The sequence below is a fragment of the Paraglaciecola sp. MB-3u-78 genome, from assembly GCF_002835935.1.
In the GTDB taxonomy this organism is placed as follows: Bacteria; Pseudomonadota; Gammaproteobacteria; order Enterobacterales; family Alteromonadaceae; genus Paraglaciecola.
In genome coordinates, this window is the sequence record NZ_PJCF01000012.1 from 76,587 (window position 1) to 92,068 (window position 15,482).

The following is a 15,482-nucleotide window of genomic DNA, read 5'->3' on the forward strand; positions in this document are numbered from 1 at the left end:
AAATCTGAAGCATTGTTAAATAAACACACAATTTAAAATTGGAATAAATAGATACGAAAAATAAAATCCAAATTAATTGCCAGTCTTGATTAATAGGGCTTAATCGTTATTGTATTTTATTACGTCATTATCTTTTTTCTTGAAAGGCAATAATACCGCTTATTTACTTTCGTTATAAGTGTATATGTCACACGATGAAGAGCGAATAATAACTATCTATAACCTGCATTGGATAATATGTTTGGCTTAGTTTATAAGCCCGACTATCAGCAACGATTTACCGATCATTTTAACGCACTTAAATCTTTTTTGATTTCAAGTGATTTCGACTTACTGGATGATAAACAACGTGAAGCCTTATTGTTAGGTGTTGAGGCATTGCCTGAACATAAGCGTAACAACGCCTACTGGGCGTATATCGATATAAAACAACAAACTGTGGCGTTTTATCTTTCAACGGAAGATATTGCTGAGAATTATCTCAACTATTTACCCATTCCTAGCGAGTACGAACCCTGTGTGCCTCTTGCTGAGTTGGGTGGTAAAGCATGGGCAGTATAACTATGAATAATAATAAATTTGATGCGATTGTAATTGGCTCAGGCATCAGAGGCGGTTATGCGGCAATGGAGTTGTGCACTAAAGGTTACAAAACCCTAATATTAGAGCGTGGAGCTATGGTGCAACATGGTGATTATCCAAAGGCCCATCTGGATAAATGGGATATGCCTAATCAAGGCAAAGTGTCGCGAGAAGAAATCAGTACCCATAAACAAATACAGGCGGGGATGCTATAATATTTTATGTATGAAGGCTGCTTTAAAGCGGCCTTTTTGTTTTTTAAAGAGAAGTTTAGGTTCCTTTTTAATTATGAGTATCCATATAAAATTTGTGTGCTCAACTCAGGCGCAAGCAAACTCCATTGATTATGCAGAGCGGCTCCCGGTTGTCTTTTAGACTCAACAGAAGTTGCTGTCATCAGGTCAAAAATATCGGCCTAGCCAAAGCAGGACATGGTATCAAGACCTTCTAGTGAATAATCAAACCAGCAAAACTCGACAATCTGCCATCACATCCAAGACTGCTGACAGGACTCTACTTTATAAAGCCCTTCGTCAATCAGCTTGTAGGCTAATTTTTCAGTTATCATCGGCACCTTAAGTGACCCAGAAGCCAGCACAAATTTCACTGTGGCTAATTGTCGTTTTTTCATGAGTAAATTTTGTTTGAACTGGGTTTGCTGTAATTTGTAGGTGGGAAAACAATAATAATCGACGCCAATTAAGCCTTTCCTTAGATATATAAAATTTTGATCTCTAGCAATACCCCAACGTTTCCAGCGTAAAACAACTAATCCACATAAACCTACAAACAAAATACTGACCAGCGCTGCTATCATAAGTCTGTCATTCAACAGTGTGATGCTGGTTGCTATTAGCCAAAGAGGCATTAACACCAATAGAATATTGCGTAAAATAAAACGCTTACTAATGGGTTCAAACCCATCATTGCAGACTAGAGTATTCAGGGAATTGTCGGGGTAGGCATCGTCTATTAGTGCTTGGCATTCATGAGGCTTGATGGATGGCACAATAATTTTACTACTGGTTGCTGATAAACTTTGATTTTTACCAAAGGAATTGTTTTGTTCAAACTGTAGGTTAATGCGTTTAAGTAATACGTCTAACCAGTCTTGTTTTTGTACTATCATTTGCAAACGACTTAAACCCATACTGACTTCGTGTTTAGTGAATAATCCACTGCGCCTGATGTATTTGTCATCGAGTTTACTCAAGGTATAACCGTAAAAGCCTACAATAGCGCCGACTACAGAAAAGCTGACCAAAACAAGCATGACTAACATAGTGAGTGATAACGCAAACAACCCCACTTCGAGTAGCGAATGGGTTTGTAGGCTAAATAATTCTGTAAAATCAATTCCTAAGGAATTTAACCATTCGCCAACCGAGTCGAAAATGTTGTCATAAAATGGGGCAAGGCCACCCAGTAAAATCCATATCCTATTGCTGGTAATGCCATGGATCACTAAGTCAGATAACTTTCTTGTATTGAGCAGCGTTTCTTTGGTAACTGCGCTGTCAGCTGATTGACCTGGTTGTTCTTTCCCATTGGCGCAGTCGTTTTCTTGATTAGTTTCTATTGTGTTATTTTGAACTTGACTCTGAATACGTGTTTTTAGCTGTTGGGCAAATTCTAATTTGATGGCCACTAATTTAGCTTCGTTTTTAGCTGATCCTGCGGTATCCAACTGTAAACATGCGTGGCCCGTTAAACGATAATATAGAGGTTGCTCTATTTTGACATTTTGCACTCGAGAAAACGGTAGGTTTAAATATTTCTTACTGAATATCCCAGAACGTATTTCGATATTGTCGGCGGTTAATCGGTAGCGATACACTTTAAAGCTGACAAAAGCGAAAAGCGTTAACAGCGCAAAAGCCACTAAAATACTGGGTAACCAGATAAAAGGGTGCTCGAGTACACTTTTATAACTGACCGCTAATGCGGGTATAAGATAAATAAGGTTGCCAAACATATGTTTGAATACGCTAGCCGTGAAATACAAAATAGCAATAGGTGATAAAACTTGCCAATCGTCAATGGTTTGTAATGTCTCTTGAGGATTTCTGCTATCGGTGGCAGATGCAGAGGGCAGGTTATCCATGTTTAATCACATCTTTATGCTGCAATATAAATTGTCGAAGTTGTTGGGCTGTATCTACAGGTAAACCGGGAATTTGGAAAGTGTGCATCTCACCTCCGGCACTGAATACTTGCAATGTGGCTAAACCTACTTTTCGTTCGATAGGACCCCGTTTTAGTTCTATATGTTGAATGCGGGTAATGGGTTGACTGACTACCGTTCGAAAAAATAGGCCACTTGTATAATGTAAATCTAATTCTCTCAGGGCATAGGATCTGACTAGATCCCGAGCATAACTTAACCATGTGAACAAAAAGCCTAATATAGCGGCAGCCCAAATGAAGAAAGGTAGTGAATTGAGTAACCCTTTTGGTAAATCGATAAAAGGCTGAAAATAAAGCGTCATGCCAAACATACAAACAAGCAGGGTAAAGCCTAAGTTAATTAAACGATTTAACGGTGCATATTGCTCAGATAGTGATTGTTTATCTAGGGTCAATATTGAAGGTAATTGCTCAATAGGCATGGTTGGGTTGCTGAAATTAGGTGCTAACATGGTATTCCAAAAAAGAGTGATGACAATGGCGAACTTTGTGGTTTCAAAGAGTAATACTATCTGACTTTATACCTAAGTGCTGAATTGCTTGGGCCCCTTATGCGAAGCTGAGGTTAGTTATACAAAAAAATTACCTTTGACTTTGCTGCAACAAAGACATAATTCAGGCACAATCTGCACATAAATTGTCAAGAAAAAATGATTGAATCACTATGAGTAATATAGCTATTTTCGGTGCCAATGGCCGCATGGGAAGGGTCTTGATTGATGCCATCGAACAAAGTGTGGGAGACAAATTGACCGCCGCTGCGGTGAGATCCACCTCTTCCTTCGTGGGTTTTGATGTGGGAGAACTCGCAGGAATTGGTAAAAATGGTTTGTTGATTTGTGATGATTTGTATTCACATATTGAACAAATAGAGGTGTTAATTGATTTCACCTTACCTGCTGCCCTAACTGAAAATTTGGCTTTTTGTGTAGCCCACAACAAACCTATCATAATCGGCACAACTGGATTAAATACTAAACAAAAAGCGGCGTTAGATTCTGCTGCAAAACATATTCCTATTGTTTTTGCGGCTAACTATAGTGTGGGTGTCAATTTGATGCTGAATTTAGTCAGAAAAGCAGCTGCGGTAATGGCGGACACAGCCGATATTGAGATTTTGGAATCTCATCATCGATTTAAGAAAGATGCACCTTCGGGCACCGCGATGGCAATTGGGAAGGCAATTGCAGATGAAATCGGTCGGGATTTGTCTGAATGTGCCGTATACGGCCGAGAAGGTGAAACCGGTGAACGAGATCATCAAACCATAGGTTTTGCTACTGTAAGGGCTGGCGATGTAGTTGGCGAACACACGGCATTATTTGCCGATATAGGCGAAAGGTTAGAAATAACCCACAAGGCCTCAAGTCGATTAACCTTTGCCAAAGGAGCCGTCAAAGCTGCGAATTGGATTATTGACAAACCAGCAGGTTTATACGATATGGAAGATGTTTTAGGCTTTAAATAATGGTATTCAATAATTTGTGAATAGCTATTTTTAGTCCTTATGTATAAAAAGTATAATCAAATGCTTATTTATGCATTTTATTAATTGTGAATAGACCTGAAACGCCCTTGTATGTATAATATTCCGGATTTGTCAAAATTTAGTGAGGTGGTACTTGTTTCACTTTTTTATAATGTGCAAATCGACTAAATATTCATGTAAATCAAATGTTTATGTAAATATATATGGGCTCTGTTAACTCATCTGAAAAGTCAGAGCCCTAGGTTAAAATCTTTTAATATCTAACCTGGAGGTTGATTTGGCTAATTCTGCCCTTTTAGTACTTGAAGATGGTTCTATCTTCAAAGGTACTGCTATTGGAGCTTCTGGTGTGTCGGTGGGCGAGGTAGTGTTTAATACCTCTATGACAGGTTATCAAGAAATTCTAACCGACCCGTCCTACGCAGAACAAATTGTCACCCTCACTTACCCACATATTGGTAACACGGGGATCAATTCTGAAGATTGTGAATCACATAAAATTTGGGCCAAAGGCCTTGTTATTCGTGACTTGCCACTTCTTGTCAGTAACTTTCGTAGTGAACAAAGCTTGTCTGAATACCTAGAAGAAAATAACATTCTTGGGATTGCGGATATTGATACTCGCAGGTTGACTCGAATTTTGCGGGACAAAGGTGCACAAAATGGTTGTATCATTGCCAGTAATACCCTTGATGACATTCCATTAGATGAATCCTTAGCCTTAGCTAAAGCTCAGGCTTTTGTTGGTCTTAAAGGAATGGATTTAGCCAAGGAAGTAACTTGTGATGCCGCTTATCAATGGACCGACGGAAGTTGGGTGTTAGGTGAGGGATATCAAACTACGTTAGATAACCCCGCTTTTCATGTGGTTGCTTATGATTTTGGTGTGAAACGTAATATTTTACGTATGTTAGCCGACCGTGGCTGTAAACTCACAGTAGTGCCAGCCAAAACGACAGCTGCAGAAGTACTCGCTTTAAAACCTGATGGGGTGTTTTTGTCAAACGGCCCGGGGGATCCTGAACCTTGTGATTACGCTATTTCCGCCATTAAACAATTGTTAGATACCAATATTCCAATTTTTGGAATTTGTCTAGGTCATCAACTTCTAGCGTTAGCGAGTGGTGCGAAAACAGTTAAAATGAAATTCGGACATCATGGTGCAAACCACCCTGTTAAGGATATTAAAGGCGAGCGGGTTATGATCACCAGTCAAAACCATGGGTTTGCGGTAGATGAAAGTAATTTGCCGGATACCTTAGAAGTGACGCATGTGTCGTTATTTGATAAATCTTTACAAGGTATTCATCGTACAGACAAGCCAGCTTTTAGTTTCCAAGGGCATCCAGAAGCAAGCCCAGGGCCACATGATGCAGCGCCATTATTCGATCATTTTATAGAATTGATGCAGCAGAGCCAATAAAGCACGTATCATCTGAAGTAAGCACCTTTTAAAGTACAAGAATTAGTAGAGTAATTAGTGACATGCCAAAACGTACCGACATAAAAAGCATCTTGATTTTAGGCGCTGGCCCTATCGTAATAGGCCAAGCTTGTGAATTCGACTATTCAGGTGCACAAGCTTGTAAAGCCTTGCGCGAAGAAGGTTACCGCGTGATCTTGGTTAACTCAAACCCAGCCACCATCATGACTGATCCTGAAATGGCTGATGCCACCTACATTGAGCCTATCCACTGGGAAGTGGTGAAAAAGATCATCGAGAAAGAACGTCCTGATGCCGTATTGCCCACTATGGGTGGACAAACCGCTTTAAACTGCGCCCTTGATTTGAACAAATATGGCGTGCTTGAAGAGTTTGGCGTTGAAATGATCGGTGCCACAGCAGATGCAATTGATAAAGCAGAAGACCGAGAACGTTTTGATAAAGCCATGAAGTCAATTGGCTTAGAATGCCCGTATGCTGAAATTGCTCATACAATAGAAGAAGCTTTTGATGTCAGTACCCGCATAGGATTCCCTTGTATTATTCGCCCATCTTTCACAATGGGCGGTTCAGGCGGCGGTATTGCTTATAATAAACAAGAGTTTGAAGAGATATGTCGTCGCGGATTAGATTTATCGCCTACTAGCGAACTATTGATTGACGAGTCATTAATTGGCTGGAAAGAATATGAAATGGAAGTGGTCAGAGACAAAGCTGACAACGTCATCATTGTTTGTACCATAGAAAATATCGATCCTATGGGTGTACATACAGGTGATTCTATCACCGTAGCCCCAGCACAAACCTTGACCGACAAGGAATTTCAAATCATGCGTAACGCTGCCATTGCGGTATTACGTGAGATTGGCGTAGAAACTGGGGGGTCAAACGTGCAGTTTGGTGTGGATCCCAAAACTGGCCGTTTAGTGGTTATTGAGATGAACCCAAGGGTATCTCGCTCTTCTGCATTGGCGTCAAAAGCCACAGGTTTCCCAATTGCGAAAGTTGCCGCTAAATTAGCCATAGGTTACACCCTTGATGAATTGGCGAATGATATCACTGGCGGATTAACTCCAGCCTCGTTCGAACCTACTATCGATTATGTAGTGACTAAAATACCGCGATTTAACTTTGAAAAATTTGCTGGTGCCAATGACCGTTTGACCACCCAAATGAAATCTGTGGGTGAGGTAATGGCCATTGGTCGTAACCAACAAGAGTCATTACAAAAAGCCCTACGTGGATTGGAGGTCGGTGTGAATGGCCTAGACTCTATTATCGATATTACTGCGCCAGAAGCGAAAAGCAAAATCATCCGTGAATTGCGGGAGCCGGGTGCTGAACGTATTTGGTACATTGCAGATGCCATGCGTATGGGCATGTCAGTGGAAGAAATTTTTGAATTAACCAATATCGACAGATGGTACTTGGTGCAGATTGAAGAATTGATCATCCTTGAACAACAGATTCATGCGTCTGGTTTATCTTCAATCGACGAAGACTTGATGAAAATACTCAAACGTAAGGGATTTGCTGATTCTAGAATTGCGGAGTTAACCGGTGTTGATGAAGCTGATGTGCGCGAACTTCGTCGTGGTTATGATATTCACCCGGTTTACAAGCGAGTAGATACTTGTGCCGCTGAATTTTCTTCTGACACAGCTTATATGTATTCAACATATGATGAAGAGTGTGAAGCCAACCCAACTGACAATGATAAAATCATGGTGCTCGGTGGGGGGCCAAACAGGATAGGGCAGGGCATTGAGTTTGATTATTGCTGTGTTCATGCAGCACTGGCGTTACGTGAAGATGGTTATGAAACCATTATGGTCAATTGTAACCCAGAAACAGTTTCTACCGATTATGATACCTCTGACCGTTTGTACTTCGAATCAGTGACCTTAGAAGATGTATTAGAAATTGTACGCATTGAAAAGCCCAAAGGCGTGATTGTACAATACGGTGGGCAAACCCCTCTTAAATTAGCCCGCGAATTAGAAGCCGCTGGCGTGCCCATCATCGGCACTTCGCCAGATGCAATAGATAAAGCGGAAGACCGTGAACGTTTCCAAAAAATGGTTAATAAACTTAACTTGAAACAGCCCGCTAATGCGACGGTTAGAAATATGGAACAAGCCATAGTCGCTGCTGACAAAATAGGATTCCCATTAGTGGTGCGCCCTTCTTATGTATTAGGTGGCCGTGCTATGGAAATTGTTTACGATATTAACGACCTTAAACGCTACTTAAACAATGCAGTCAAAGTATCCAATGACTCGCCAGTATTGTTAGACCGTTTCTTAGACGATGCTATCGAAGTGGATGTTGATGCCATTTGTGACGGCAAAGACGTAGTAATTGGCGCCATAATGGAACATATCGAACAAGCAGGCGTGCACTCTGGTGACTCAGCCTGTTCATTGCCTCCTTATTCTTTGAGCCCGGAAGTTCAAGATGTGATGCGTCAGCAAGTAAAAGCCATGGCGTTAGAGTTGGGTGTGATAGGTTTAATGAATACCCAGTTTGCTGTTAAAGATAGTCAAGTGTATTTGATCGAAGTAAACCCTCGTGCTGCGCGAACAGTGCCTTTTGTGTCAAAAGCTACAGGCATGCCACTAGCCAAAATTGGTGCAAGAGTTATGGTTGGTCAATCATTAGTTTCACAGGGTATTACCAAAGAAATTATCCCACCGTTTTATTCGGTGAAAGAAGTGGTATTACCTTTTGCTAAGTTCCAAGGTGTTGATCCATTACTTGGCCCTGAAATGCGTTCAACGGGTGAAGTGATGGGCGTGGGTGATAGTTTTGAAGAAGCCTATGCAAAAGCAAACTTAGGTGCCAGTCAGCCAATTCCTGTTGGTGGTAAAGCCTTGTTATCTGTTCGTCTAAACGATAAGAATCGGGTAATAGAGCTAGGCCAAGCCATGGTGTCTAAAGGTTTCACTTTAGAGGCGACTAAAGGTACGGCGACGGTATTAAATAATGCAGGTGTTGAATGCTCCGTGGTCAATAAACTTAGCGAAGGTCGACCAAATATTGTGGATGCCATTAAAAATGGTGAATACTGCTACATTGTTAATACCACAGAAGGGCGTCAAGCAATTGATGACTCTGTATATATTCGCAAAGAAGCACTGTTAAATAAAGTGGCGTATACCACGACTATGAACGCTGCCTTTGCAACGGTTAATGCTAATAAAGCTGACGATAGAGCGCGAGTGACATCGGTTCAGGATTTACACAAGCGTATCCAATCATCATAATCAGAATAAGGACTGAATGTTTATTAGTTGAAAATAGATATTTAGCCCTTATTGATTAAATCATAAGCCACATAACAAAAAAATAAGAGAGTTGTTGATATGACCCTATATCCAATGACAGCCAAGGGAGCAGAATTGCTCCGTGAAGAGTTGAAATATTTAAAATCGGTAAAAAGACCGCAAATTGTTAAGTCTATTGCTGAAGCAAGAGAACATGGCGACCTGAAAGAAAACGCTGAGTATCACGCTGCCCGTGAACAACAAAGTTTTTGTGAAGGACGTTTACAAGATATTGAAGGTAAACTATCCAATATACAAATTATTGATGTCACTAAAATGACCAATAATGGCAAGGTTATTTTTGGTACTACTGTGACTATTATCAATTTGGAGACCGATGAAGAAATCACTTACCGAATAGTGGGTCAGGATGAAGCTGATATTAAGAATAACTTGATTTCGGTGGGCTCGCCTATAGCGCGTGGTTTGATTGGTAAATCTTTAGATGATGTAGCTAAAATTCAAACGCCTAAAGGTACGATTGAGTTTGAGATAATTGCGGTGGAATACATTTAGACAAGTAGGTTAGCCTCAAGAAAAAGCAGGAATGATGAAAATCTTTCCTGCTTTTTATGGTTTTGTATGAGCCTTCAACAACATCATCCTTATGAATTTTTATCTCTCTGCAAAATGTATTGAATTGGGTCAAATATTTTAGATTAGTTATTCCTGCCACTGCAAGCCTTCAGATGACTATCCTATCCAAAAATTCGAATCCACCAAATATAGTCTATTGCAGAAAAGATAACGTTTTGGCATAAAATATCTATTAGTTTGGATTGGAATATTCAATACTTAATAAGTTATTAACATGATAAGAACACATATATGAGAAAATTGAGTCTATTTTTAGTTTTTTTGCTTCCGAGTATAGCCACCAGTGTGCATGCTCAGGGGCAATTTGATTTATTACAGATCCCTTCACTAACAAGTGGTATCGCTAACAAAAGTATTATTACCAATATCATCAAGCACCAAGATCAAATTCTCGCGGTAGGTGAACGTGGGCATATTTTGACTTGGTCGGATATAGACAATTGGCAACAGCAGAGCGTACCGGTCAGTTTGACTTTGACTGGTATCACTACTTTGAAAGATGGTACTAGGTTTGTGGTCGGGCACAACGGGGTTATTTTGAAAAGTGATCCACAAAGTGACAGTTGGTCCAAGGTGTTTGATGGTAATGAATTAACCAAATTAAAAATCATCTATATCGGCAAAAAGATTGCTACCTTTCAAGCACAGCTTGATGAGCTAACGGATGAAGATGAAATTGCCGATCTTCAATTTAACATCGAAGATCTTGAGTTTAATCTTGAGGATGCTCAGATTGAATTAGACGATGGGCCTAATAAACCATTATTAGCCATCACTGTTAGTGACAACAATAAGCTATTTGCTGTCGGTGCATATGGCACAATACTTACCAGTGTAGACTTGGGCATTACTTGGCAGTTGATCGACGGTCAAATTGAGAATCCTGACCAATACCACTTGAATTCAATTGTTACAGCCGATAATGGTTTTATGTACATTGTGGGTGAGAGTGGGATTGGATTTTTGTCAAAAGATAATGCACAAACTTGGCAAACAATGGACATGCCTTATGATGGTAGTTTGTTTGGTATCGCCACTAAAAAAGACTCCCTTGTGGCTTTTGGTCTACAAGGTAATTTCATGGTATCAAAGGATAATGGTGATTCATGGGAGGCTTCAAATATAGGAAGCAGTGCCAGTTTATTAGGCGGTGTAATTGCTGATGACATGACTGCTAGCTTAGTAGGGCATGGTGGTGTCATCGTTAGGTTTAATGTAAATGACATGTCAAACCTAAGTCTTTATCGACATCCGTCGAGCGCCGTTCTTTCGTCGGTGCTTATCCGTGATAATAGTTTAGTGTTAGCTGGCCAATTTGGCATGACTACTTGGTTGGTTAAATAAGGATATTTATGGAAAAGTCTTCACCAAAATTTGCACACATGATCGAAAATGTTTTATTCAATAAACGGCTTACTATTCTGGGCATAATAAGTGTTTTATTTGTTTTTCTATTTATTCAGGCAGTGCAGGTTAAGCCAGAAGCCAGCTTCACTAAAATGATCCCTGGCCAACATGAATTTGTTAATAATTTTTTAACCTACCGCAAAGAATTAGCAGGACTGGGCAATGTGGTTCGTGTTGTGGTTGAAAACAAAGACGGTGACATTTTCGAACCAAAATTTCAGGAAATATTGAAACAAGTCACGGATGAAGTTTTTTTTATTCCTGGCGTTTATCGAAATGAGCTAAAGTCATTATGGACACCTAATGTTAGATGGGCAGAGGTCACAGAGGAAGGGTTTGTAGGTGGAGCCGTCATTCCTGATGGCTACGATGGCTCAGAAGAGTCTTTAAGGCAACTACAAACCAACACCCTAAAATCAGGCCAAGTAGGCGTATTAGTGGGTAATAATTTTAAATCAGCTATGATCTTGGCTCCACTTCAAGATATCAACCCAGAGACTGGACTGCCCTTAGATTATCGGGATTTATCCAGCAAGTTAGAATCAGAAATAAGAGACAAATATCAAACTGATACAGTGCAAATCAGAATTGTTGGTTTTGCAAAAGTAGTAGGCGATTTAATTGATGGTGCTTTACAAGTGGTCATCTTTTTTGGGATAGCTGTTGCCATCACTTTTGTTCTGTTGTTTTTATACTCTAGATGCTTAAAAAGTACCTTTGCTGTTTTATTCTTTTCTATCTTCGCTGTTATTTGTCAGCTAGGTATTCTTAATTTATTAGGCTTTGGAATTAACCCCTATTCAATGTTGGTACCCTTCTTGGTGTTTGCGATTGGTGTTAGCCATGGGGTTCAAATCATTAATTCGATTATTTATCATGCGGTAAGTGGCCATAACAAAGCAGATTCAGCAAAGCTGGCGTTTCGTTCATTAGTTGTGGCGGGTATGACGGCTCTGGTAAGTGATGCAATAGGCTTCACTACTTTGATGGTAATCGATATTGGTGTTATTCAAGAGTTGGCGATAGCTGCCAGTATTGGGGTGGCGGTGATTATAGTGACCAACCTGATAGCTCTGCCAATTATCATGAGTTATGTGGGCGTAACCCAGTCAGCAGTCAATCATGCGCGAAAATCATTAGAGCATATTTCCATTGTAGAAAAGTTTTTTGCCAACTTCGCAAAACCCTTTATGGCAAAAATCGCGCTGGCAATTGGCGCCCTGTTATTTGTGGTTGGATTATATTTTTCTCAGTTTATGAAAATTGGCGATCTAGACGCAGGTGCTCCAGAATTACGGCCTGATTCAGTCTATAACTTAGACAATGCTTATATTGTAGAAAACTATAGTACCAGTACTGATGTATTTGTGGTGATGGCAAAAACGGCACAACAACAATGTATTAAATATGACAACTTAGTTTGGATTGATCAATTTCAATGGAACATCAGAAACACCCCTGGCGTACAAGATGTTAAATCCATTGCAGATGTATCTAAATTTGGCATATTTGGAATGAATGAAGGCTCTATAAAGTGGTTTGGACTGAACCGTAATCAATTTGTAACCAATGCTTCTTTAGCCAGAACCCCACCTGGGTTAATTAATCAGGACTGTAGTATGGCGCCAGTTCTGATATTTCTGAATGATCATAAAGCCGACACCTTGCAAAATGTGGTTGATGCCGTTAATGCTTTTATTCTAGAAAATCCACCGCAAGGTGTCGAATTTTTAATGGCTGCAGGTAATGCTGGCATTGAGTCTGCGACTAATATGGTGATAGAAGAAGCGCAAACAGAAATGTTGATATGGGTTTATTCAGTGGTGATTGCTCTATGCATGATCACGTTCAGATCTGTACGCACGGTTATCAGTATTGTTGTGCCATTAGTCTTAACTTCAATCTTAAGCCAAGCGCTGATGGCAGTCTTAGGCATTGGAGTGAAAGTAGCTACATTACCTGTTATCGCCTTAGGTGTCGGTATAGGGGTGGATTACGGTATTTACATATTTAGTAAAGTCAAAGAAGCCTTAGCCATGAACAAGTCGCTGTACGACACCTATCTTTATGCCCTTAACCAAACTGGTAAGGCTGTGGCGTTCACGGGTATCACCTTAGCGATAAGTGTTGCAACATGGGTGTTTTCACCCATTAAGTTTCAAGCCGATATGGGGTTATTATTAACCTTTATGTTTTTACTGAATATGTTGGGTGCCCTGACCTTAATACCGGCCTTGGCATGGGCATTAAGAATTGGCAATAAGGTGTCTGATAAGTAGCGAGTCAATCAATAAGGTTACCGTTAGGGATAACCTTATGATTTACCTCAAACATGAGAGTCTGTTGTTTGAGGTTAACTCGACTCAAGAGTAGAACCAATAACCAATAAAAAGAGGACCGGTAGGTAACTATCGGTCCTCTTTTTTTTGTGAGTATTAGTTTTTATCCCTGCAGGTAGAGATGATTATGTAAGATTGGATTAGGGCGTGGCGATATTAAACCAGAAAGGAAAGTCTTCCATCATTTGCATTAATTCAAAGAATGCATTGGCATCACCCTCAAAGGCTATTTGGTTATTGGCAATAAGTTGTTTAAATGTCATATTTTTCATTAGCACCCGATCAAGGTCCTCACGATCAACAGTGACTGTGACGATAGGGTCCTCAAACTGTTGTGCTTTAATATTATTTAAATGAGAATTCTTGAGCTCCAGAGCAAATGTTTCTTGTCGGTCTGGAATAATAATATTGATCTTAAACGCTTTGTTTTGAGCTTTGGTTATATCTAACTTTACACCCAACAAATTAAATAACATTTCTGAAGACATCGCTTGGATCATATCTGGACCCGCTTGGGTAGAAGCCGCATTTGTGGGTACACCGTTTCTAAGCTCCCATGCGCCTGCAAGGTAAGTGTTTCGCCACCCAGCACTTTCTGCTTGATAGCCCATCTGTTCAAAGATATCGGCTTGTAATAACAATGCTTGTCTATGAGTCGGATCGGCAAATATCAGGTTGTTGAGCAGTTCAGCACCCCAACGGTATTCTCCCTTATCAAAGGCTTGCTGGGCTAAGGACAACACCTTATCTGAGCCTCCCATGGCTGCTACATATCGAGGTGCTGAGTCCACTGGACTCAATTTATTTAAATTGGCAGGGTTCATATCAAAGAAGCCTAGGTATTTATTGATTATGCCTCGTACATTGTGGGAATAAGAGCCATGATAACCTCTGTTGTACCAATGCTGTGATAAAGCATCGGGGACTTCTAGTTCATTGTGAATTTCACTTATGGTGATACCTTTATTTGCTAGATTCAGGGTTCTGTCATGTAAAAATCCATATAAATCTCTTTGTTTCTCTAATACTTCAATCAGATATTCGTTGCCCCAACGAGGCCAAGAATGAGAGGCAAACATCACTTCTGCATCTTTAGCAAAACCAAAGATAACTTGATTAATAAATTTACTCCAACCAAGTGCATCCCGCACTTCTGCTCCCCTAAGGGTGTAGACATTATGTAACGTGCCTGTCACATTTTCAGCCATCCATAAGGTTTTAAATTGAGGGAAGTATGTGTTCATTTCGGCAGGTGATTCGGTGCTAGGGGTATTTTGCATGATCATAGTTATCCCATCTATAGTGAGCGTTTCTATGTCCTTCTCTATAACTCTTGTAGGTGCAATCAAGCCAATGAAGCCAGTTGATAAACCTTTACCAATAGCAGCATCAACCTGCCCAGTTGGACTTTTCTTAAGGACACTACCATATTGGTAAGATGCGCGTCTGGTCATAGCATTACCAGCCAAGATGTTTTCTTTAATGGCGTGTTCCATAAAATCTTTAGGGGCGATCACTTGTACTGCACCTGAGTCCACTTGCTCTTGAGTGATCACGCCTTTTACACCACCAAAATGATCTGCATGGGCATGACTGTAAACGACTGCTTTGACAGGAAACTCACCTAGTTCTTGAGTCACCAAGGCAAATGCGGCTTTTGATGTGGCTGGCGTGAGCAAAGGATCGAATATTATCCAACCTGTATCCCCTTTGATGAAGGAAATATTGGATAAGTCATAACCACGAACCTGATAAATATGCTCTGTAACCTGATATAAGCCATAAGACATGTTTAGACGTGCTTGACGCTCTAAGCTTGGGTTAATCGTATTGTGGTAGGCCTCGTCAGTCAAAAAGTCATAATTACCCAACTCCCAAACCACATTGCCATTATTATCTAATATCTCTAATTGTTCAGGTCGCTTAATTAAGCCTTTCTCTGCTAGTTCAAAATCTAAATCATCAATAAAGGGTAGATTTTGTCTGACCAAGTTTTGTTGCTCTAGAGTCTTACTGGTAGCCGCTTTTTCAGTGGCAGAATAATCGCTTTTATTACACCCAGCTAATAGAACAAGTAAGGCGAGTGCAACTGAGAGTCGAATTGTAAACAT

11 protein-coding genes are annotated in these 15,482 nt (G+C 40.2%); 8 read left to right on the forward strand and 3 right to left on the reverse strand.

Annotated features, from left to right (window positions below; genetic code table 11):
* Nucleotides 1-237 precede the first annotated feature (237 nt).
* Nucleotides 238-561, forward strand: a complete 324-nt coding sequence (locus CXF95_RS23100) for a hypothetical protein (protein WP_101200890.1) — start codon at nt 238-240, stop codon at nt 559-561.
* Nucleotides 562-563: 2 nt separating this feature from the next.
* The gene (locus CXF95_RS23105) at nt 564-797 is read left to right on the forward strand and encodes a hypothetical protein (RefSeq protein ID WP_198556683.1); all 234 of its coding nucleotides are present in this window, start codon (nt 564-566) and stop codon (nt 795-797) included.
* A 272-nt stretch (nt 798-1,069) separates the two neighbouring features.
* Here the strand turns inward: CXF95_RS23105 and CXF95_RS23110 are convergent, their stop codons facing one another.
* Both CXF95_RS23110 and CXF95_RS23115 read right to left on the reverse strand, forming a co-directional pair.
* On the reverse strand, nt 1,070-2,686 hold the full coding sequence (locus tag CXF95_RS23110) for a PH domain-containing protein (RefSeq protein WP_101200891.1): 1,617 nt from the start codon (nt 2,684-2,686) through the stop codon (nt 1,070-1,072).
* Complete coding sequence (locus CXF95_RS23115) at nt 2,679-3,221, reverse strand: PH domain-containing protein (protein WP_101200892.1); 543 nt, start codon at nt 3,219-3,221, stop codon at nt 2,679-2,681. Before CXF95_RS23115 ends, CXF95_RS23110 begins: the two co-directional genes overlap by 8 nt.
* A gap of 212 nt (nt 3,222-3,433) precedes the next feature.
* On the opposite strand from CXF95_RS23115, the gene dapB reads away from it, so the two are divergent.
* The 6 genes from dapB (at nt 3,434) to CXF95_RS23145 (ending at nt 13,311) form a co-directional block, all read left to right on the forward strand.
* Entirely contained in the window at nt 3,434-4,237 is an 804-nt protein-coding gene (dapB, locus tag CXF95_RS23120; protein ID WP_101200893.1) for a 4-hydroxy-tetrahydrodipicolinate reductase, read from the forward strand.
* A 298-nt stretch (nt 4,238-4,535) separates the two neighbouring features.
* Nucleotides 4,536-5,681 (forward strand): glutamine-hydrolyzing carbamoyl-phosphate synthase small subunit, encoded by a 1,146-nt coding sequence (gene carA, locus CXF95_RS23125; RefSeq protein WP_101200894.1) that lies wholly within the window; start codon nt 4,536-4,538, stop codon nt 5,679-5,681.
* Nucleotides 5,682-5,743: 62 nt separating this feature from the next.
* Nucleotides 5,744-8,968 (forward strand): carbamoyl-phosphate synthase large subunit, encoded by a 3,225-nt coding sequence (gene carB / locus CXF95_RS23130; protein WP_101200895.1) that lies wholly within the window; start codon nt 5,744-5,746, stop codon nt 8,966-8,968.
* A gap of 99 nt (nt 8,969-9,067) precedes the next feature.
* Entirely contained in the window at nt 9,068-9,544 is a 477-nt protein-coding gene (gene greA / locus CXF95_RS23135) for a transcription elongation factor GreA (protein ID WP_101200896.1), read from the forward strand.
* A gap of 312 nt (nt 9,545-9,856) precedes the next feature.
* Nucleotides 9,857-10,969, forward strand: coding sequence for a YCF48-related protein (locus CXF95_RS23140; RefSeq protein ID WP_101200897.1), 1,113 nt, complete (start codon nt 9,857-9,859; stop codon nt 10,967-10,969).
* Nucleotides 10,970-10,977: 8 nt separating this feature from the next.
* Nucleotides 10,978-13,311, forward strand: coding sequence for an RND family transporter (locus CXF95_RS23145; protein WP_101200898.1), 2,334 nt, complete (start codon nt 10,978-10,980; stop codon nt 13,309-13,311).
* Nucleotides 13,312-13,511: 200 nt separating this feature from the next.
* Here the strand turns inward: CXF95_RS23145 and CXF95_RS23150 are convergent, their stop codons facing one another.
* Nucleotides 13,512-15,482, reverse strand: a complete 1,971-nt coding sequence (locus CXF95_RS23150; protein WP_101200899.1) for an alkyl/aryl-sulfatase — start codon at nt 15,480-15,482, stop codon at nt 13,512-13,514.

What these genes read in the sequence shown, in the direction of transcription:
- CXF95_RS23100 (WP_101200890.1), top strand. Translation starts at nt 238, where the DNA reads ATGTTTGGCTTAGTTTATAAGCCCGACTATCAGCAACGATTTACCGAT.
- CXF95_RS23105 (WP_198556683.1), top strand. Translation starts at nt 564, where the DNA reads ATGAATAATAATAAATTTGATGCGATTGTAATTGGCTCAGGCATCAGA.
- CXF95_RS23110 (WP_101200891.1), bottom strand. Translation starts at nt 2,686, where the DNA reads ATGGATAACCTGCCCTCTGCATCTGCCACCGATAGCAGAAATCCTCAA.
- CXF95_RS23115 (WP_101200892.1), bottom strand. Translation starts at nt 3,221, where the DNA reads ATGTTAGCACCTAATTTCAGCAACCCAACCATGCCTATTGAGCAATTA.
- dapB (WP_101200893.1), top strand. Translation starts at nt 3,434, where the DNA reads ATGAGTAATATAGCTATTTTCGGTGCCAATGGCCGCATGGGAAGGGTC.
- carB (WP_101200895.1), top strand. Translation starts at nt 5,744, where the DNA reads ATGCCAAAACGTACCGACATAAAAAGCATCTTGATTTTAGGCGCTGGC.
- greA (WP_101200896.1), top strand. Translation starts at nt 9,068, where the DNA reads ATGACCCTATATCCAATGACAGCCAAGGGAGCAGAATTGCTCCGTGAA.
- CXF95_RS23140 (WP_101200897.1), top strand. Translation starts at nt 9,857, where the DNA reads ATGAGAAAATTGAGTCTATTTTTAGTTTTTTTGCTTCCGAGTATAGCC.
- CXF95_RS23145 (WP_101200898.1), top strand. Translation starts at nt 10,978, where the DNA reads ATGGAAAAGTCTTCACCAAAATTTGCACACATGATCGAAAATGTTTTA.
- CXF95_RS23150 (WP_101200899.1), bottom strand. Translation starts at nt 15,482, where the DNA reads ATGTTTACAATTCGACTCTCAGTTGCACTCGCCTTACTTGTTCTATTA.